Genomic DNA, 19844 nt, shown 5'->3' with positions numbered 1-19844 from the left:
CTCCGGTCGAGCCGGGAGGGCGTTCGCCCTGGGTCAAGGACCTTTCGACCCGGAAGATCTGAATCGGAATCCGGAACGGCGGACTGCGTCGCCCCCCGGCCAAATGATCAGATTTCTACGCTTCTGAGTGAGCGTCTACAGTAGCAGCGCCGGGCGAATCTCTTCGGCCAGGCTCGGCGGGTCGCCAGTCGCAGCTGGCCCCGCGAGGATCTCGTGTTGCAGCGCTTTCGATGCCTCGATCTGCCTGCGATAGAACGAGGTGACGCCCGCCTCATCGAGGGCTGGTACGCCAGCCTCTACCGCTGCAAGGCGGGCCGCACGTTCGCCGGCCCGGGTCACGATCCGCTCCCTCTCTGGAACCTCTACCGGGCCCCCACTTCGGCGCTTGGCCTCCGCCACGAAGGGAATCAGGGAGAGCCGTTCGATGAGCGCCGCTTCGAGAGCCGCTGCTGGCGCCGCGGAGCCGTGCGCGTGGACGATGCCCGCCTCGCTCCGCATCCGCGAGAGCGTTCCGTCCGCCTCGCGGGCCACCAGCCAGCGGTCCACGTCACGGGCCAGCTCCGGCTGGTCTTCGCGCAGCCAGACGGCCTTGTAATCGCGGGTGAATGGACCCAAGACGCGCAAGGGAGTATTGCTGGCAGCGATCCAATGAGATGCCTCGAGCGTGTCCGTGATGACGGCATCGGCCCGGTGCTCCAGGAGTTCTGCGAGCACGTCGCCGTTCCCATCCACCGGAGAAACGGTGGCCAGACGAAAACGCGCGCGAGCGACCCGCTCCAGGTGCCCGCCGAGGTTGACGGCGATGAGCCGTCCGGGCCGGTCGAGATCTCCTGCGCGCCGGGCCGAGGCGCCAGCAAGAACCAATGCCACGGCCCCGCTCTCGAGGTAGGGGACGCTGAAGTGGCCCCGCAAGGATCGCTCGGGCCGGATCGTGATGCCGCTCCACGCCAGTTCGAAGCGTCCTGCCTGGAGATCGGCTTGCAGTTCGGGCCAGCGGAATCGAACGAATTCGAGGCGAAGGCCGCGATCCGCGGCAAAGGCCCGGGCGAGCGCCACATCCAGGCCAGCGAGGGCCCCGTCCGCGGCCTCCAGGCTGAAGGGCGCGTAGTCCCCGCTCGTCCCGACTCGCAGAACGGGCCGGGTATCGCGGGAGGTCGGCTCCGAGGCGCAGCCAAGCGCCAGTAGCAGTACCAACCCGATCCGGAAGCACGCGCTCCGGCATGCTTGCTGAAATCTCATATCATCTCCAACGCTTCGGCGAGGCCCATGATCTTACCCTCGGGGCGATTTGACCACCCACGGGGGATCTCCTAACGTCCGCGGCTTCCGATGCCCCGGCTTCGGCCGAGTCGGCAGCGGCGCCCGCAGCGTCCCCCCGCTTGCTCGGCAAAGCCATTCCCCCTTCCACCCCGAGGTTCCCGTCATGCTGTCGCTGGACGAGATCGAGGCGGGTGCCCAATGCACCCACAAGAATACGGGCCTCCGTTATGCCGTCGTGGCAGTGGAAGACGAAGAGGTCCTGCTCGAGGCCCAGACCGAGGGTCACGAACCTCTCACCGTGCCCGCGGAACTCTTCGTCAAGGAGTTCCACGTTGGCGAGCAGTATCGCACGCCGCGGCGAGGGAGAAGCCGAGGGCGAAGCCGTCGCACCGGGCCGCAGACGCCGGCCGCTCCGACCGGACCCAAATCGAAGGGCAAGATCAAGAAGATGGTGCGCGATCGGGGCTTCGGCTTCATCCGCGGTGAAGACGGGAAAGAAGTCTTCTTCCACCGCTCCGGGATGAACGGCACCGAGTACGACAACATCGCCGAGGGCGACACGGTCGAGTACGTCATCCAGGAAGGTCCCCGCGGCGCTCGGGCCGAACATGTCCGCGGGATCACTTCCGAAACTGCCGCCTAGCGGCTCCGCTCGCTTCTTCAGCTCGGATAGCGATGGACGATCGGCAGGCGCCGCCCGCCGCCGAAGGCCTTTGGCGAGACACGCAATACGAGCGGTGACTGACGCCGTTTGTACTCGTTGCGATCCAGCCGGCGCACGATGGCTGCCGCTTCTTCCCGGGTCGTGCCAGGCGGCGGCGTGAGGGCGTTGGCACCGAGCCCGCCTTCGATGGCCTGTTCGAGCACGGCATCGAGAATGTCGTAGGGCGGCAGATCGTCGCTATCGAGCTGGTCCGGTGCCAGTTCGGCGGAGGGCGGTTTTTCGATGGTGTTGACCGGAATACGCTCGCCGTTCTTGTTGGCATGGCGGGCGATCGCGTAGACGTCGCGTTTGTAGACGTCGCCCAACACCGCGAGCCCGCCCACTGTATCTCCGTAGAGGGTGCAGTAGCCCACCGAGAGTTCGCTCTTGTTTCCCGTCGCGAGAACGAGGCGGTTTTCTGCATTCGAGACGGCCATCAGGATGGCGCCCCGGATGCGCGATTGGATGTTCTGCTGCGCCAGGCCGTAGTCGTCCTTCTGGCCGAAGAGTTGGGCAAAGATCGTTCGGTAGGCCTCGTAGATGTGGCCGATCTCCACCTTGCGAACGTCGATGCCGAGCCGCTCACCGAGAGTGAGGGCATCATCCACGCTATGTCCCGAGGAGAACGGTCCCGGCATGGCGATGCCAACCACCTGTTTCGCACCGAGCGCTTCAACCGCGAGGTGTGCGGTAACCGCCGAATCGATCCCCCCGGAGAGGCCGATCACGGCGCCCGGCGGGAGGCCTTGCTTGCGGAAGTAATCGTGAATCCCGAGCACGAGCCCGCGTTCGAGTTGGCTCACCCGATCCGACTCCGGCACATCGTCGGGTAGGCGTCCGGCGGTTGTGCCGGGAACGTCGACGATCTCGAACGCTTCTTCGAAGAGCGGCAACTGAGCAAGGACACGGCCGCTGCTTCCGACCACGAAGGAGCCGCCATCGAAGATCAGCTCGTCGTTGCCGCCCACCTGGTTGACGAAGATGATCGGCACCTGATGACGAGTGGCAAGTTCGCCAAACAAACGCCGCCTCTCTCCGGGCTTGCCGGCATGCCAGGGCGAGGCCGAAAGGTTCAGCACCAGCTGGGCCCCGGCGGCCGCAAGGCGGCCGACCGGATCGCGGCCGTAGCCGATCTCGAAGGCCCAGGCGTCTTCGCAAACGCTGAGTCCAAGCGGGCCGATCGGTATCTGCTCTTCCGCCGCGACGAAGTACCGGTTCTCATCGAATACGTCGTAGGTCGGAAGCAGGGTCTTGGCCTGAACGGCGGCCCGCTTTCCGTCGCGCAGCAGCACGGCGGCGTTCGCCAGGCGCTTGGCCCTGCCGGATTCCACCGGCAGAACGGCGCCCACCGCCAGGTCGATGCCTTTCGAGGAGGCCTCGAGGGTTTCGAGCTCCTTCAGCTGATCGCGTACGAAGCCCTCCCGTTCGAGCAGATCCATCGGCGGGTAGCCGGTCAGGCATAGCTCAGGAAGGACGCAGAACTCCGCCCCCGCGCGCTTCGCGCGCTCTGCAGCTTCCTCGATTCGCCGGCGGTTCCCCTGGAGGTCGCCGACGGTGGGGTTGATCTGGGCGATCGCGATCTTCACGCTGAAAGCATCGGGGCCGACCCAGAAGGCGTCAAGCGGGACGCGCTAGGATCGGCCGATGTCATCCGCCACCGAAATCATCGGCCCGAGCTCGCATTTCTACGTTTCCCAGCGTTTGCGGCTCCACTACGTCGATTGGGGCAACGAGGACGCGCCGCCGCTCCTCCTGATCCACGGCGGAAGGGACCATGCTCGCAGCTGGGACCCGATCGCCCGCGAGCTGCGCCGCGATTGGCATGTGATCGCTCCGGATCTGCGCGGCCATGGTGATAGTGCGTGGGCCATTGGCGGCAGTTACACCCTTCCGGATTTCGTGCTCGATATCGCTCAGCTCGTCGAGGCGCTGGAGCTGGCGCCGCTGACGATCGTGGCACATTCGTTAGGCGGAGCCATCGCACTGCACTATTCAGGCGTCTACCCCGAGAAGGTGTCGAAGTTGGTAGCCATCGAGGGCCTCGGTCCCGCGCCGGAGCTTGCGAAGCGCCTCGCCGAGACTCCGGTCCACGAGCGTTTCAGCCGTTGGGTCATCGCAGCGCAGGAACTCGCAGCGCGCAGCCCCCGCCGCTACGCCTCCATCGATGAGGCGGCCCAGCGCATGCAGCAGGTCAATTCGTTCCTGCCCCCCGATCTCGCCCGCCACTTGACGATTCATGGTGTCGCCCGGAACGAGGACCACACCTTCAGCTGGAAGTTCGACAACTACGTGCGCGCGTTCTCTCCCGTGCGGCTTGCGACCGATGACCTCCACGCCATGTGGGCCCGAATCGAATGCCCGGTGCTACTCGTGCGTGGCATGGAGAGTTGGGCGAGCGATCCCGAGAAGGACGGCCGCACCGGGCACTTCTCGGATGCGCGGCTCATCAACGTGGAATCCGCCGGCCACTGGGTCCACCATGACCAACCCGAGGTATTCCTGGAGGCCATACGCGCGTTCCTCTCGTGACCCTCCGCTAGGGGTAGTACACGAGCATGGCGTTGCCGAAGGCGGCAGGGCGCTTCTGGCCCTCTACCTCGAAGCGCATCGCGAACGTGGCGCGCTGGGCGCCGCCCGGGAGTTCTCGGAGTGCTTTCAGCGTGACGCGCATGCGCAGACGGGAGCCACTCGGAACGGGGGAACGAAAGCGCATCTTCTCGATTCCCGGGTTGACGAGCAGGCGCGCACCCTTCACCTCGATGATCTGCGAGAGAAGGTGCGGGGCCAGGGACGCCGTGAGATGGCCGTGTGCGATCGTCGTTCCGAAAGGCGACTCGCGTTTCGCACGCTCCAGATCGGTATGGATCCACTGGCAGTCGCCGGTCGCTTCGGCGAAGAGATTGATCCGTTCCTGGGTGATCTCGATCCAATCCGATACGCCGAGTTCGGTGCCGACGAGGGACTTGAGGGTGGGTATGTCGGGGATGATGCGTCTGGCCATGGCGGGCCCCGCAGGATAGCAGGCAGTCCGGGGAAGCCGGCTAATCTGATTGCCGTGGCTGAGCCCCAGAACGAGTCTGTCTCCCAGGAACCGCGAACCCGGCTGGGTTTGCGCTTCGATCCTCGCCTCGCGGAGGGTGCACTTGCTGGGGAGCGCCTGGCGGCGTTGCTCGAAGCCGCCCCCCAGGCCGAAGCGCAGGGCTTCGACGTCTTGTGGATCGCCGAGCGGCCCACGTCCGAGGCCTCCCTCGTGCCTTCGGCTCTGGTGCTGTGCGCTTCGGTGGCCATGCGCACCGATCGTCTGCGGATCGCCAGCGGCCTTCTGCCTCTGCCCTTCTACCATCCGCTGCGCGTGGCCGAGGATGCTGCCTCGCTGGATGGTCTCTCAGCAGGTCGGTTCGAGTTGGGCGTGGGGTTGGGGGCGGATCCGGGCGCGTTGGTGCATTTCGGTGTGGACGCGGAGGAGCGCATCGCCCGTTTCGAGGAAGCCCTGGATCTGATCACCGCTGCGTGGCGAGGGCCACTCGAGTTCTCCGGTCGCTTCTTCCCGACCGAGAACGTGGAGATCCACCCGCGGCCGGTCCAATCGGGCGGTCCTCCGCTCTGGATCGGGGTGGAGGCCCCAGTCGCGCAACGCCGGGTCGCGGAGCGCCGCCAGGGGCTCGTGCTCCGCGCTGGGGTTTCTGCCGATCCATACCTCGAAGCCCTGGCACCCGGAGAGCCATCCCGCGTGGCGTTTCTCCTGGAAGCCAACATGGATGTTCCACCGCCCTCGAGGGGGGATCGGGCGATCGTCTGTTGTGATTGGGTGCTCCCCATGGCTCCCGATCTCGGGCCCGAGGCCATCGCACCCGAGGTCGAACGGCTTGCCGGACGAGCGGCTTCGCTGCGCTCGGGAACCGGAGCCTGAGCGCTCGCGTATACTCCTCGAAACCGTCCGGGGGGTTCATGAAGCCGCGTACTGCGTTCCTCGTCTCGCTCGCGCTGGCGGCGTTGATCGGCTTTGGCTGGTCCGGCGCCGCGCTCTACAAGACCGCCATCGATCTCACCTCGGCTGCCTTCCCGGCGGGCGCACAGATCCAGGCGGCGGTGGACGCAGTCGGGATCTCCTATCCGCGGCCGGTCGCCGGTGTCGTCTGGATGCTCCTGGGTCTGCTTGTCGTGGCCTTCGCGAGTTTCTGGTTGATGCGGAGGGCAGTTCGCGGCCAGATGAGGGAGACGGATCCCGGGCGGCGCAGCGTGCTTTCGGGCGCCTTGGCCGGTGGGGCGACGGCGCTGGTGGCAACCGGTGGCGCTGCCGGTGTCGCCGCGGCGCGAGGCCTGTCGGGTCTCGGGAACGAAGGTCGAGGCTGGCTCCCAACAGTCACTGACATCTTCGGTGGCGACGTCGTCAAGACCCACGACAGCTACCCGGACGAGTGGAAGGGAAGCCGTGTCCAGGGCTATCGGACGCTGGGTCGGACGGGCTGGAAGATCTCCGACATCGTCGTCGGCGGTGGCCGGGTCCAGGGGGAGAAGGGCAGCGAGGTCGTGCGAATGGCCTTCGATCGCGGCATCAACTACGTGGACACGTCCCCGGACTACTCGTCGACCGGAAGCGAACAGGCGATCGCCGCCGCACTCAAGGGTCGGCGGGACAAGGTCTTCCTGGCCACGAAATTCTGCACACCTCGCGGCCACCTCGGGCCGCTTGCCAGCGTCGCCGAGCACAAGCAGGTCGTCGAGGAGAGCCTCCGCCGGCTGCAGACGGATTACGTCGATCTCGTGCACCAGCATAGCTGCGACGAGGTGGAGCGGATCGAATCAGAGACGATGCACGAAGCCTTCGACCGGTTGAAGGAAGAGGGCAAGGTCCGTTTCCTTGGCTTCTCTTCGCATACGCCGAACCTGATCCAGGTCGCCGAGGCGGCGATCGCCAATGGTCGCTTCGACGTGATGATGCTCGCCTATCACCACGGCATCTGGCCCGCGATGGCCGAAGTGATCGGGGGAGCCCGCAAGCAGCAGGATATGGGCATCGTCGCCATGAAGACATTGAAGGGCGCTCGGCATCATGGGTTGGCCGGCTTCCGTGAGCATTCCACGGCCTACAGTCAGGCAGCTCTCAAATGGGTGCTATCGAATGCGGATGTCTCGGCGGCCGTCATTTCGTTCTTCGAGTTCCAGCACGTGGACGAATACCTCTTTGCTTCCGGTACCAAGCCTTCCGGAGCCAATCTGTCCGGTGCCAAACCTTCCGGCACCAATCTGATTGGAAACGATCTCGCCTTGCTCGAGGAGTACGACCGGCAGATTGCTGGCAGTTACTGCACGCCGCATTGCGGCGCTTGTCTGGAGAGCTGCCCGGAAGACGTGCCGATCAACGATGTACTCCGCCATCGCATGTATTTCGAGGACTACGGCAACGAGAAGGAGGCTCTCCGCCTCTATGCCGGCCTGGAAACCAATGCGGAGGCCTGTGCTTCCTGCAGCGGCCCCTGCCTGGGCTCCTGCCCCATCGGGGTCGCGATTCCCGATCGGCTGCGCGGCAGTCACGACTTGCTCACTCTCTCCTGAAACCCGGAGGCCCGGCCATGACCGAATCCCAGCGACGAGTACTCGTCATCCTATTGCTGCTCGCCGCATGGCCGGCCAGCGCGGCTCTCGCCGACGAGTCGACCCCGAGCGCCAAGCCTTCGGCCTGGGCGCTGCCCGCGCCGGGAGCGTGCCAGCCCGCCGGGGGCCTGGTGGCAGGGCCCGGCGGAAGCCCCGAGGATGCGCCCGCGGCCCTTCCCTTCAAAACGGGAGATGTCTTCGAACTCGAGCGGCTCGATGTCCTGCAAGATTTCCTTCCGGAATTCGTATGGCCTCATCGGGAGCGCTTCTTCTTCGACGGGATGCGTCTCGAAATTGGGCCTTGCTTCAAGGACTACAGCCCACCCGCATTCTACGACGAGGCGACCGAGGCTTTTCGTGGCCAGGCAAAGCTCTCTGCCGATGGTGGCCTCGATGACTATACGGCGGGCCAACCGTTTGCAGCGGGGGATCTGGCTTCTGAGGATCCCCAGGCTGGCGACAAGTGGCTGTGGAATGTGGAGTTCCGGTATCAGGCCGCGGGCTTTCACGGGAAATTCCGCATGACGGATCTGGTCGGCCGTATCGGGCGGGCCGAACCGTTCGAGGGCGAGATGTTCAAGTTCCAGATGGCGCATCGCGCGGACCGGGTGGAAGATGGTTACGTCGCACCAGGTGCACGCTCCAAGCACTTCGTCGCCGGGGGCATCTTCTACAAGCCGTTCGATGCGCGGGAACACTCCTGGCGTCAGTACCGAGACCTGAAGCATGAGCTCGAGATCAAACGCTCGGATGATCTTCATGCCTATCTTCCCCAGTGGCGTCGGGTGCGCCGGCTGAATGCCAATCAGGTGGAAGGGCTCTACATGCCTTCCTTCTCGGTGGGAGTCGTGCAGAACCAGCAGCTCGCCGTAGGTGTAGGTGGTGGAGGGGCTGGCATCGGTGCAGCCGGCGGTGTCACCGGGGTCGGCGGGACGGTCCAGAACAAGCGCAGTGGCTACGAGGGATTGGTCTTTCGGCCGCTGCTCTATGAAACCGTCGTGCTTGGCCTGCATGATGTGCTGGCGCCGATCAACACGACGGTTCCCGGGTATCCCGAGAACGAGGATCGGGATTTCGGGCCCTGGGGGCTTTCCTTCGCCAGTGATCGCTGGGATCTGCGTCGCGCGTTGGTGCTCGAGATGCGAGCCAAGGATCCGACAGGCGATCTGAACTCCCGCCAGGTGGTGTATGTCGATCTGCAGACGCTGCAGCCACTCTACATGGCGACATTCGACGGCAAGGAGGAGATGACGAATGTCGGCCTCTACGCGGGCCGTTGGAGCGAGGACAGAGAGGACTATCCGGCCTGGCCGGACGATGAGGCTCGGCCGATCCGGGTGATCGATTCAGTAGGGGCCGCGTTCGCGAATCTGGCGGAATCCGGCAGCTGGCGCCGGGAATCCTGGGACAACGTGGGGACACCGCCGCCGGACAAGACAGTCAAGCGAATGACGTCCGTCAGCGGCCTGACCAGGCGGCGTTAGGCCAGGCGGTTCATCTCTTTCGCCAATTCGATGTCGCTCGCCGTGATGCCATCGGCATCGTGGGTCGTGAGATCGACGACGACGCGGTTCCAGACATTGAACCACTCCGGGTGGTGGCTCTGTTGCTCGGCGACGAGCGCGACGCGTGTCATGAAGCCGAACGCTTGGTTGAAATCTGCGAACTGGAATTCCTTGTGGAGCTTGCCGGCCTGGACGCGCCAGCCCTCGAGGCTGTCGAGTGCATTTCGCAGTTCGGCCTCGGGCAACGGGCCGCTTCCCATCAGTCGTCCTCGTGGATGGCCTTGGTGAAGGCCTTCAGCAGGGCCCGGCGGATCGTGCTGCGATCGGCGCGCTTGTAGACCTTGCGGAAGGCCTTGAGGGGGATGATGCCCTTGGCCATCGAGCGGTGGCCGCCGCCCACACCGAGGCCTTCGACGACGGCTCGCACCACTTCGCCCGCGGCCCGCACGTAGCCGACGTTGCGCACCGAGAAGACCAGATCGCCACCGACGGTCCCCGCCGCGATGGCCCACTCCGCGCCCTCGGCCTGGAGCGCAAGTTCCGCCACCTGCGGGATCACGTCCTCTCTTACCCGCCCGAGCACGAGCAGGTGGATGCCTTCTTCGACACTCGTCGAAGCCAGTGCCCTGCCCAGAGCGCGGAGCCCGTCCGTCGGGAGGGCCGGACGCTCGATGCGTCGTAACAAGGCTGGGCTGTGACAGGCGTGGAGTTTGGCGAATGCCTGCATGTCGGCCGGGCTGGTATCTCGACCGAGAAGCTGGGTATCGCTCTTGATGCCGTAGAGCAGCGCCGTGCCCAGCTTGCCGCGAATTTCTGTTCCGGAGGCCTGGAGGTACTCGGTCATGATCGTCGAGGTGGCGCCGTAACTGGTTCGGATGTCCTTCACGACGGCGTCGTAGCCAGTTCGCTCCGGGTGGTGATCGATCACGACATCGACCGAAAGCACTCGGGCCGGCGGGTTTTCACCGAAGACCGTGGGCTGCACATCCACCAGGGCAAGACCGTCGAACTCATCGAGTTCTTCGGGAGCGATCGTTCGAACGTCGAGCCCCAGGGCTTGCACCATGGCGGCGTTTTCGGGGCGCTGGATTTCACCGAAGGAGATGAGGGGCGCTGTTGGCGATTTCCGGCCCAACAGGATGCGCAGGGCATAGCCGGCGGCGATTCCGTCCGGATCCGGATCGGGTTGGAGGAGAATGCCGATCTTCTCACGGCTGCTCAGCAATTCGCGCAGCCGCACGACGCGGCGAAGATTGCCGAGGTGGGCGAAATCCAGGTCGACATCGTCCCGAATCTGCGTCCGCAGGCCGGTGCGTCGGAGGCAGGGATGGTCCGGGATGTCATCCGAATCGATTCTGTCCGACATGACCAGGACCGGGGCGCCCGGTGTGGCCTTGCTGATGGCGGCGACGGCGGCTCGAATGAAGGGACCATCCTCGCTGACCAGCGCGAACTCGTCTCCCTCCTTCGGTTCGAGCTTGGAGATTGCTTCCGCGGTCAATCCACCCTGAAGGGCGCGAAAACCCTGGGGGCGCGCGCGCGACTCATCGTCCCGAGGCAGCCAGAAAAGCTCCTCGGCTTCGCTCGCGCCGATCCTCGCCCAAAGGCGAGCCAACTCGGCGCCATCACAGATGATGAATCGGCTGGCCACTCAGCCTCCGCTCCCACCCATTCTCAGGCCGCGTCCGCGGGGCCCGACGACCCGGAAGTCTAGCTACCCCTCGAGAACACAGCCGCACCTCTATCCCCCGGGGGGTGCACTAGAGGAGCGTCCGCGGCTGGGTCAGTGCCGGAGGCGATTGAGCGTCTTGCGGGCGGCCTTCTGCACGAGCTCGTCGGGGTCGTCGGCTGCGATCCGGGTGAGTGCACTCGTGGCGGATTCGCCGAGGCGCCGGGCGGGGTTGGGATCCTGGGCGGCAATCCGGCGCAGCTCGGGATGCTCCGAACGGAGGGCGCGGTGGTACAGGGAGGCCAGATCGGTGTGGTTGCGCAGGCTGGCGAAACGCAGCGCCATCGCCAGGGAGGTGGCTTCCAGCTCTTCCGCACGGGCGAGTTCAGCGACCAACCGATCCTGCCCTTGCTCGCTTCCCGCTGCGAGTTGGGCCGAGATCGCTCGCGCCTCCCGCGGGAGGTCCGACCGGGCCGCCGCGTCCGCGCGTTCCAGGGCAACCTCCTTTCGAAGGCTCTCCGATGCCTCCAACAGCGGGCCCAGTGAAACGAGGGCTGTGTCGCGCAAGGCCGCAGGTCCCCGGTCGATCCAGCCGAGCATGCGGGCGGCCAGGGCCGAGGGATCGTCCGGGTGGGCCAGCACCGCCTGGACGGCTTCGCTCCAGGCCTTCTCCCCCCTGGCATCCACCAGCCGAACCGTCTCCGCCGGTTCGTCCACCAACACGTAGGGGGCTCGGGCGCCACGAAGGAGGAGAAGTGCCCGGTCGTCGACCGCCAGGGGCGGGGGGCTCGATCGGCGGCGCTTGATCTGGAACCGGTCGGGCGCGGCTCCCGAGAGTGGCCTCACCCCGGCTACGTCGATCCGGCCATCGGATAGCCCTACGACTTCGGCCACGATGACCAGATCGGCCTGGGCCAATCGCACCTGCAGCGGCCGGATGAGAGCGGCCCGCCGAGGATGGCCATCGGCCAGGGCACCCACCGAAAGGCACAGAAAGAAGACTGCCAACAGACAACGCAGCACGGGTCGAGCCATCGTCTCAGTCTACCCGTTGGCAAGGGGCAAAGCGGTCCAGGTCCGCCCCGGGCCCGATCAGGAACGCTATGATCGCCCTCCACTTCACCCCGGGCCGCATCGGTGCAGATCTGCGCCAGGCCCCGAGGAGTCCGATGCCCAAGGTCGTCATTCCGCCTCCGTACCGCGGCTCCACCCAGGGGGCGACCGAGGTCGATGTGACCGGCGCGAACGTCGCCGAGTGTCTCGAGGCGGTCGAGCACAAATTTCCGGGCTTCTTGGCGCTCGTGGTGGATGAAGACGGCGCCGTTCAACGGTTCGTGAAGCTGTTCGTCAACCGCGAACAACTCGGCGCAGAAGATGCGCTGCGAACGCCGGTCTCGCCTGACGACGAGGTCGAGGTTCTCGCCGCCATCGCGGGCGGCTGAGAAGCGCGTCCCGTACACATTTTTCCATCTCAACCAGGACGATTCGAGGAGACCTTTCATGAGTGGCCCCACCGGCGACAAGCTGATCTACGTAGACATGACCGACCAGTCCATCGACATCCGTGACTTCCCCGAAGAGTGGAACTTGCTCGGAGGCCGCGGTCTCTCCGCGAAAATCCTCCTCAAGGAATGCGATCCCAACTGCGATCCTCTCGGGCCTGACAACGTGTTGGTGATGGCGCCGGGTGTGCTCGGCGGCACCGCGGCACCGACGTCAGGGCGTATCTCGATCGGCGGCAAGAGCCCGCTGACCGGCGGCATCAAGGAGGCGAACACTGGAGGCCAGCCCGGCCAGCACCTGATGAAGCTCGGCTACCGCGGCATCATCGTGAAGGGCCAGCCTGCCGACGCGGAGAAGCGCTACGCCCTCGAAGTCAACGGAGATGGCGTGACCGTCGTCGCCGCTGACGACCACAAGGGCAAATGGAACTACGCCCTCTGCGAGGATCTCCACGGCCAGTATCCGACGACGACCTCGTTCATCACCTGCGGACCGGCTGGCGAGGCGCGCCTGACAGGAGCCTCCGTGGCAACCACGGACCAGGACAACCGCTATCCGGCACGCCATGCCGCGCGCGGCGGTCTGGGTGCGGTGATGGGCTCGAAGGGCTTGAAATTCGTCGCGGTGGATCCCGGCAAGGCTTCCCTCCGCCAGCCGGGCGATCGCAAGGCTTTCGGTGCCCTCTGCAAGGAGTATTCGAAGGGTTTTCTCGAGGGTCCGCAGATGTTCAAGACGGGTACGAGCTCCATCGTGCCGGTCGCGAACATGCTGCACACCTTCCCGTACAAGAATCGCGTCGAAGGACAATCCCCCGACGCGCAGACCCTCGACGGTGCACGTATCGTCGAGAGCTTCGAGACGCGCGGTGGCAAGATGCACAACTGCATGACCGGTTGCATCGTGAAGTGCTCGAACATCGTCAACGACGCCCAGGGCGAGTACAAGACATCGGCCCTCGAGTTCGAGACGCTCACGCTGCTCGGCGCAAATTGCGCCGTGGCGAGTTGGGAAGACGTCGCGGACATGGACCGGCTCTGCGACGAGGTCGGCCTCGACACCATCGAGACCGGTGCCGCGATCGCCATCCTGATGGACGCGGGCCAGATGGAGTGGGGCGATGCGGATGAGATGCGCAAACTGATCGCCGAGATCCCCGAAGGCACCGAGCGTGGCAACGCCGTGGGCAACGGCGCTGTCGCGGTCGGGAAGTTCACGGGCCATCATCGTGTGCCCGAGGCCAGGGGCCAGGCGATTCCGGCCTGGGATCCGCGTCCGCTCAAGGCCACCGGTGTTTCCTACTGCACGAGCGCGATGGGGGGCGACCACACGGCTGGCCTGATCGTGAACCCGGGCCTGACGCCGGACCAATTTGCGTGGGAGAGCCAGAAGGTGCAGATCGTCAACGCGGTCTGCGATTCGTCCGGTTTCTGCCAGTTCCTCCAGCCGAGCCTGGATGATATTCGCGGTTTCTACGGCGCGATGTGCGGCGACGAAGTGAGCCGGGAGACGATTCACGACCAGGGCTGGCAGGTGCTCGAGGACGAGTGGGAGTTCAACCGCCAGGCTGGCTTCACCGCCGCCGACGACAAGATGGCAGATTGCCTCGCGCAGGATGCCGTCGGTGCTGAGGGCGCAAAGGTGGTGTTCGACGTGCCCGCCGAGATCATCCAGGCCGTCTTCAAGCGGATGCCGGCCCAGGAGGATCTGTTCACGGCGAAGGCTGCTGGCTGAGCCCACGGCTTTCATCTTTCGAGAACGGGCAGGGGGGCTCTTCCTTCTGCCCGTTCCCATTTTTCGGGAGCGCGAACGAGTTGACGACACGCGATGTACGCATGCGCGGGTTCGCCGAGCGGGCGGACGTCGAGGAGGTGACAGGCTTTCTCGCCGACCATGCGCGCGCGCTTCCGGCTGAGCCGGTTGGGCTGCTCTCGAGCGTCGGGCGTGTCCTCGCCGAAGAGGTGCGTGCCGAGGTGGATGTCCCGGGCTTCGCCCGTTCGGCCATGGATGGCTACGCGGTTCGCGGCGAAGACACGTTCGGGGCGTCGGCGTACGACTCGCTGCACCTGGAGCTGGTGGGGGAGTCGATGCCCGGCCGGCCTTTCGCGGGAACCGTCGAAGCCGGGCAAGCGGTGCGCATCATGACCGGTGCGCCCTTGCCCAAGGGCGCGGACGCCGTCGTGATGGCCGAGGTATGCGAGGAGGTTGCCACCACCTTGCGCCTGGCCGAAGCCGTCGCTCCGCGGAAGCATGTCGGTGCGCCGGGTGAAGACATCCGGGCGGGAGCCATCGTTCTCGACGTGGGCCGGCGCTTGCGGCCTCAAGATGCGGGCCTGCTGTCGTCGATCGGCGTTGCGGAAGCCGCCTGCGTGCGCCGCCCACGGGTGCAATTGGTGATCACGGGTGATGAGCTCCTGCCGCCCGGGAGTCGGCCAGAGGGCCCGCATATCGTCGACAGCAATTCGGTCGTGCTCGGCGCGCTCGCGGAGCGAGATGGAAGCGTGTTGCTTCCCCACGTCATCCTCCCAGACCGCCCGGAAGTGATCGCGGATCTTCTCGCAACGGCTGCAGCTGACGTCTTGCTCGTTTCCGGCGGAAGCTCCGTTGGAAAAGAAGATCATGCTCCGCGGTTGGTGGCCGAACTCGGCAAACTGGATTTTCACGGAGTCTCGATGCGTCCCTCGAGCCCGGCCGGTGTTGGCCGGCTGCCAGCCGTGGCCGGCACCGCAGAACGCTTCGTCTTCTTGCTGCCCGGAAACCCCGTGAGTTGCCTATGCGCCTACGAGTTCTTTGCGGGGCCGACGCTTCGCCGGCTTGGCGGGCGGAACGGCGCCTGGCCTCATCGTCGGGTGCGGCTACCGCTCGCCCGCAAGATCGTCTCGGCCATCGGACGGACGGACTACGTGCGTGTTGCGATCGAAGAGGGTTGCGTTGCACCGATCGGAACGTCGGGCGCGTCCATCTTGTCCTCGACGGTTCGCGCGGCGGGCGCAGTGATCGTGCCGCGGGAGCTGGAAGGCATGCCCGAGGGCGCCGAGGTCGACGTCGTTCTCTACGACGAAGAACTGCCGGCATGAAGCAACAGCAATTCCTGGAAGTCCTGGATCGGGACGAAGCCGAGCGGCGTTGGCGTGAGGCGATTCGGGTGGTTGCGGCTCCCACTGAGGAGATCCCGCTCGATGAAGCGCTCGGGCGGGTGCTCGCCGAAGACGTGAGAGCCGCAGTAGATGTGCCCGGATTCGATCGCTCGAATATGGACGGCTTCGCGGTTCGCGCCAGCGATACATTCGGTGCATCCGAGGAAGAGCCGCGACGGCTCCGTCTGAATGAGGAGACGATTCCCACCGGAATCGCGCCGCAGCTGGAAGTGGTGGCGGGGACGGCGACTCCGATCGCCACGGGCGGCATGTTGCCGCGTGGCGCGGATGCGGTCGTGCCCGTCGAGCATACGGATGTGGACGGGGCCGAGCTGATCGTCAGGCGGCCGCGTGTGCCCGGCGGCGCCGTGGCATTTGCCGGCACCGACATGGGTATGGGGGAGACGGTGCTCTTCGCGGGCGCGCGACTCTCCTCCCGAGAGACTGGCGTGTTGGCGGCCATCGGTCGGGAACGGGTGGCCGTCGTGGGCAGGCCTCGTGTCGCGATCCTCTCGACTGGCGACGAGATCGTGCAGCCGGGGGAGGCCATGCGCCCCGGATTGGTCTTCGACAGCAATGGAAGAATCCTGGCCGACGCCGTGCGGGAACTCGGGGGCGAGCCTCTCTTCATGGGCGCCTTTCGCGATGATGAGCTCGCCTTGAGGGCGGCAGTCGCGGAGGCGCTGGTTGCGGCCGATCTCGTATTGCTTTCCGGCGGTACCTCCAAGGGGGAGGGGGACCTGAACGCGCAGGTCATCGCCGATCTATCGCCGGGAATTCTCGTGCACGGTGTCGCGCTCAAACCCGGCAAACCGATCTGCCTTGCGGCTTCCGGAGAAAAACCTGTCGTCATTCTGCCCGGGTTCCCGACCTCCGCCGTCTTCACCTTCCACGAGTTCGTTGCGCCGGTGCTCCGGGAAATGGCGGGCCTCGGGGGAGATTGCAGGGAGACGCTGACGGCTCGCCTTGCCATGCGCGTGCAATCCGAGCGCGGGCGTCTCGAATACCTGCTGGTCGGCCTGGTGCCGGGCCCCGATGGAGACCTGGCCGCCTACCCGATGGGCAAGGGCAGCGGCTCGGTGACGGCATTCAGCCGGGCGGACGGCTTCGTGCGGGTCGGACGAAACGTGGAGATCGTCGAAGCGGATATCCCGGTCGAGGTGACACGAATCGGACGTGAGCCGTCCCTGGCCGACCTGGTCGTCATTGGCAGCCACTGCTCCGGGCTCGACCTGCTCGCGTCCGCGCTCTCGGCCGAGGGCTTCACGATCAAGCTGATGGCGGTCGGCAGCCAGGGTGGGCTCGAAGCCGCCCGGCGCGGTGAATGCGACGTGGCGCCGATGCATCTTCTCGACCCGGAGAGCGGCACCTACAACGCGCCGTTCCTGGAAGGCGACCTGGAGCTCTTGCCGGGCTACACACGAATGCAAGGCGTGGTCACCCGCGCCGACGAGACGCGGGACGTCGATGGGCTGCTGGCCGATGGGACGCTGCGCATGGTCAACCGCAACCGAGGTGCCGGAACCCGATTGCTGATCGACGGTCTCCTCGGAGACAGGCGCCCTCCCGGCCATGCCTACGAACCGCGCTCCCACTACGCCGTAGCAGCAGCGGTCGCCCAGAAGCGCGCGGACTGGGGTGTGACCATCGCACCGATCGCGGAGCAGGCGGGTCTGCGCTTTCGGCCCTTGCAAGCCGAGCACTACGATTTCATCGTCCCGCGGGCGCGGGGCAATCGGCCAGCCGTGGCGTCCATGCGACGACTCCTCGAGCCGGGAAGCGCCCTTCGTGTTCGCCTGGCCGAAGCGGGATTCGGGGAGCCCGATGACGGCTGAGAGTTCTCCCGTCGTCGTAGAGATCGATTCCCTGGCCGCCGGGGGAGATGGCGTGGGCCGCCTGGCCGACGGCCGTGTCGTCTTCGTAGCCTGGACCGCGCCAGGCGATCAGGTGCTGGTTCGCCTCATCGAGGAGCGCAAGCGTTTCGCGCGCGGGGAAGTCGTAGAACTGCTGCGTCCTGGTCCGGATCGGCGGTCTCCGCCTTGTCCCATCGCCGGGAAATGTGGCGGCTGCGCCTGGCAACATCTCGCCTATCCGGCGCAGCTCGCCGCCAAGGTCGGGATCCTGAGAGACGCGATCGAACGGATCGCAGGGCTCACGCCCCCCGTCGAGATTCCCGTTCAGTCGGCAGACGAGCTCGGATATCGGAGCCGTGCGCGGGTGTTCGCCGAGGCCGGAGAGGTCGGGTTCCGCCGCATGCGTTCTCATGAGGTTTGTGGGACCCGGAACTGTCCCGTGCTCGTGCCCGAGTTGGACGCGGTCCTCGGCAGCCTGGCCGAGGCTCCTCCCGAGGGCGAGGCCGAATGGCTGTTGGCAGTGGGCGACGCTGGGGAGGTTTCCGTCCGCGTCGACGGCCCCGGAGCGAAGGCCAGCGCGATCCATTTGCGAGTTGGAGACGATTCCCTTCGTATCGGGCCAGGCGTGTTCTTCCAGGCGAACGCAGCACTCCGGAACCAGCTGGCCCAAGCAGTCAGCGAGGCTTGCGGCCGAGGCGAGAGGGCGCTGGAACTCTACGCGGGCGCGGGCTTCTTCACGCTGGGGCTCAGTCGCGCGTTCGGCCAGGTCACGGCCGTCGAGTCCAACCGGCGAGCGGCCCGCGATCTGGGCCACAATCTCAAGGCTGCCGAAGTGCCGGCCGATGTGGCCATCCGCCCGATCCCGACGGAAGACTACCTGGCGGATCCCCGAGACCCACGGCCGGACCTCGTGCTTCTCGATCCACCGCGCACCGGTCTCGCGAAGGGGGGTCCGGAGGCGCTGGCCGCCCTCGGCGCCGAGCGCATCGTCTACCTCTCCTGCGATCCCGCCACGCTCGCCCGCGACCTACGCATCCTCACCGAGCGAGGCTACGAGCTTTCGGCCGTCACGGCGTTCGATCTCTTCCCCCAGACCCCCCACATCGAAGCCCTCGCAATCCTCACCCTCTGAGCGAGAAGAGGGGACGCTCCTCTGTCGCGTCAGGGCTCGATGAGACCGTGGCGCAGGGCGTAGCGGACGAGCTCGGTGGCCTTCCGGGCGCCGAGCTTTCGCATGACGCTGGTGCGATGAGCTTCCACGGTCTTGGTACTGATGCTGAGCTCGCTGGCCACTTCCTTGGCCGACAGACCTTCGGCAATCAACTGGAGAACTTCGCGTTCCCGTGTGGAAAGCACGGAAAAGGGTTCGGCGACGCCCCGATTCGGTGCGCGAAGCTGCTCCACGATCTCCTTGGCAACCGGCGGGCTGAAGTAGCTGCCCCCTTTGGTGACCGCCCGCACCGCAGAGACCACCTCGTTCACGCGGCCGTTCTTCAATACGTAGCCGTCCGCTCCCAGGTTCACGGCGCTCTGGATGTAGGGCGGGTCCGCGTGGACCGAGAGCAGGATGACCTTGACCTTCGGGTGGGCATTGCGGAGCCGTTCGAGGGTTTCGAGGCCGCCCAGGTTAGGCATCGAGATATCGAGGATCACGACCTGCGGCTGGTGCTTCGCAACTTCCTCGAGCACCTCGCGGCCGTCGGCGGCCTCGGAGAAGACTTCGATATCCTCCTCAGCCTCGAGCAGACGGCGCAGGCCCTCTCGGACGATGGCATGGTCATCCGCGATCACGGCACCGATCAAGGGGAACCCCTCCTCAAACTTGCAGATGTAGAGTAGACCCTTCATGGGTTTCGTGACAATGCCCGCATTCGCGGTGTAGGTTGTTTTTCTCAGCTGCACCTGATTCGGAGGTCGTGTGTCCATCCGGTTTGCAAGCCCATTCGTCGTCTATGTCGAGGGTGCTCGCGATGGAGAGATCTTGCGTGGGTGGGCGCGAGGGATGTCGCCGCAGATGTCCAAGGCATTGGCCGGGGTCCTCGTGATCCTTGGAGGCCGGAGACCCGAACGTGCGCGTCGGCATCTCGACGAGCTGCGCGAGGTCCAACCTGAAGCACGCGGGCTCTGCGTCCTCGATCGCGACACTGAAGAGCTTCGCTTCGACGAGCGGGACGGCCTCCAGACCTTCTCCTGGGGCCGTAGACACATCGAGAGCTATCTGCTCGCTCCGAGCGCCATCCGCAGGGCACTCCGTCTCGACTCAGCGGAGACCAGCGTGCTCGAGAGCCTGCTGAATGCTCATGCGCCAGAACCGGGTGATGAGGCGGCGATGGAACGACTGGACGCCAAACGATTGCTGGGGCCAAAGGGACCAATTGCTAGTCAACTCGGCCGTAGCCTGCCTTCCGGACGGATCGCCCGGGCCATGCGTCCCGAGGAGCTGCACTCTGACGTGTCCGCGCTTCTCGAGCGTGTCGGGACGGGGTTAGCCTGAACTATGCACGAAAGTTGGCTGAGAAGCTGGCTTTCCAATGTTTCAGCGTGCCGCGCGGCGATTGACGCTGACGGATCTCGTTTTGGGTGGTCGATGCCCATTCCGTGGCGCGAATGCGGAGTGTGCTT

Annotated in this window: 18 protein-coding genes; 11 read left to right on the top strand and 7 right to left on the bottom strand. The window is 65.9% G+C overall.

Translation table 11 applies throughout. The annotated features are described in order from the left end of the window. Nucleotides 1–135 precede the first annotated feature (135 nt). Nucleotides 136–1239 (bottom strand): transporter substrate-binding domain-containing protein, encoded by a 1104-nt coding sequence (locus GY937_17840; protein MCP5058568.1) that lies wholly within the window; start codon nt 1237–1239, stop codon nt 136–138. 184 nt (nt 1240–1423) lie between these two features. Between GY937_17840 and GY937_17835 the strand changes: the two genes are divergently transcribed. Then, complete coding sequence (locus GY937_17835; protein ID MCP5058567.1) at nt 1424–1903, top strand: cold shock domain-containing protein; 480 nt, start codon at nt 1424–1426, stop codon at nt 1901–1903. Nucleotides 1904–1920: 17 nt separating this feature from the next. Here GY937_17835 and GY937_17830 read toward each other — a convergent pair whose 3' ends face one another. After that, complete coding sequence (locus GY937_17830; GenBank protein ID MCP5058566.1) at nt 1921–3549, bottom strand: NAD+ synthase; 1629 nt, start codon at nt 3547–3549, stop codon at nt 1921–1923. Nucleotides 3550–3607: 58 nt separating this feature from the next. On the opposite strand from GY937_17830, the gene GY937_17825 reads away from it, so the two are divergent. After that, the gene (locus GY937_17825; protein ID MCP5058565.1) at nt 3608–4492 is read left to right on the top strand and encodes an alpha/beta hydrolase; all 885 of its coding nucleotides are present in this window, start codon (nt 3608–3610) and stop codon (nt 4490–4492) included. A 7-nt stretch (nt 4493–4499) separates the two neighbouring features. On the opposite strand, the gene GY937_17820 is transcribed toward GY937_17825, so the two are convergent. Continuing rightward, complete coding sequence (locus GY937_17820; protein MCP5058564.1) at nt 4500–4964, bottom strand: MaoC family dehydratase; 465 nt, start codon at nt 4962–4964, stop codon at nt 4500–4502. A 54-nt stretch (nt 4965–5018) separates the two neighbouring features. Here GY937_17820 and GY937_17815 point away from each other — a divergent pair, with 54 nt between their 5' ends. The 3 genes from GY937_17815 to GY937_17805 are packed head-to-tail and all read left to right on the top strand — an operon-like array spanning nt 5019 to nt 9042. Next, complete coding sequence (locus GY937_17815; protein MCP5058563.1) at nt 5019–5873, top strand: LLM class flavin-dependent oxidoreductase; 855 nt, start codon at nt 5019–5021, stop codon at nt 5871–5873. Nucleotides 5874–5911: 38 nt separating this feature from the next. After that, on the top strand, nt 5912–7519 hold the full coding sequence (locus GY937_17810; GenBank protein MCP5058562.1) for a hypothetical protein: 1608 nt from the start codon (nt 5912–5914) through the stop codon (nt 7517–7519). Nucleotides 7520–7536: 17 nt separating this feature from the next. Next, complete coding sequence (locus GY937_17805) at nt 7537–9042, top strand: DUF1329 domain-containing protein (GenBank protein ID MCP5058561.1); 1506 nt, start codon at nt 7537–7539, stop codon at nt 9040–9042. On the opposite strand, the gene GY937_17800 is transcribed toward GY937_17805, so the two are convergent. The 3 genes from GY937_17800 to GY937_17790 form a co-directional block, all read right to left on the bottom strand. Beyond that, nucleotides 9039–9323 carry a 4a-hydroxytetrahydrobiopterin dehydratase gene (locus GY937_17800; protein MCP5058560.1) on the bottom strand — a complete coding sequence of 95 codons (285 nt, stop codon included), beginning with the start codon at nt 9321–9323 and terminating at the stop codon, nt 9039–9041. The two genes, GY937_17805 and GY937_17800, sit on opposite strands and share 4 nt — an antisense overlap. Next, nucleotides 9323–10714, bottom strand: a complete 1392-nt coding sequence (locus GY937_17795) for a hypothetical protein (protein MCP5058559.1) — start codon at nt 10712–10714, stop codon at nt 9323–9325. The genes GY937_17800 and GY937_17795 overlap by 1 nt, the downstream gene beginning before the upstream one ends. 132 nt (nt 10715–10846) lie before the next feature. After that, nucleotides 10847–11767, bottom strand: a complete 921-nt coding sequence (locus GY937_17790) for a hypothetical protein (GenBank protein ID MCP5058558.1) — start codon at nt 11765–11767, stop codon at nt 10847–10849. A gap of 68 nt (nt 11768–11835) precedes the next feature. Here GY937_17790 and GY937_17785 point away from each other — a divergent pair, with 68 nt between their 5' ends. The 5 genes from GY937_17785 to GY937_17765 all read left to right on the top strand — a co-directional run bounded on the left by GY937_17785 (nt 11836) and on the right by GY937_17765 (nt 18354). Beyond that, nucleotides 11836–12174 (top strand): MoaD/ThiS family protein, encoded by a 339-nt coding sequence (locus GY937_17785; protein ID MCP5058557.1) that lies wholly within the window; start codon nt 11836–11838, stop codon nt 12172–12174. A 58-nt stretch (nt 12175–12232) separates the two neighbouring features. Beyond that, the gene (locus tag GY937_17780) at nt 12233–13966 is read left to right on the top strand and encodes an aldehyde ferredoxin oxidoreductase (GenBank protein MCP5058556.1); all 1734 of its coding nucleotides are present in this window, start codon (nt 12233–12235) and stop codon (nt 13964–13966) included. A 101-nt stretch (nt 13967–14067) separates the two neighbouring features. After that, complete coding sequence (locus tag GY937_17775) at nt 14068–15309, top strand: molybdopterin molybdotransferase MoeA (protein MCP5058555.1); 1242 nt, start codon at nt 14068–14070, stop codon at nt 15307–15309. Next, on the top strand, nt 15306–17204 hold the full coding sequence (locus tag GY937_17770; GenBank protein MCP5058554.1) for a molybdopterin biosynthesis protein: 1899 nt from the start codon (nt 15306–15308) through the stop codon (nt 17202–17204). Before GY937_17775 ends, GY937_17770 begins: the two co-directional genes overlap by 4 nt. Continuing rightward, on the top strand, nt 17194–18354 hold the full coding sequence (locus GY937_17765) for a class I SAM-dependent RNA methyltransferase (protein ID MCP5058553.1): 1161 nt from the start codon (nt 17194–17196) through the stop codon (nt 18352–18354). Before GY937_17770 ends, GY937_17765 begins: the two co-directional genes overlap by 11 nt. A gap of 29 nt (nt 18355–18383) precedes the next feature. Here GY937_17765 and GY937_17760 read toward each other — a convergent pair whose 3' ends face one another. Further along, the gene (locus GY937_17760) at nt 18384–19025 is read right to left on the bottom strand and encodes a response regulator transcription factor (GenBank protein ID MCP5058552.1); all 642 of its coding nucleotides are present in this window, start codon (nt 19023–19025) and stop codon (nt 18384–18386) included. A gap of 115 nt (nt 19026–19140) precedes the next feature. Between GY937_17760 and GY937_17755 the strand changes: the two genes are divergently transcribed. Beyond that, the gene (locus GY937_17755; protein MCP5058551.1) at nt 19141–19716 is read left to right on the top strand and encodes a hypothetical protein; all 576 of its coding nucleotides are present in this window, start codon (nt 19141–19143) and stop codon (nt 19714–19716) included. Nucleotides 19717–19844 lie beyond the last annotated feature (128 nt).

It is taken from the genome of bacterium, from assembly GCA_024228115.1.
Classification (GTDB): domain Bacteria; phylum Myxococcota_A; class UBA9160; order UBA9160; family UBA6930.
This window is presented reverse-complemented; position numbering and strand designations above follow the sequence as displayed.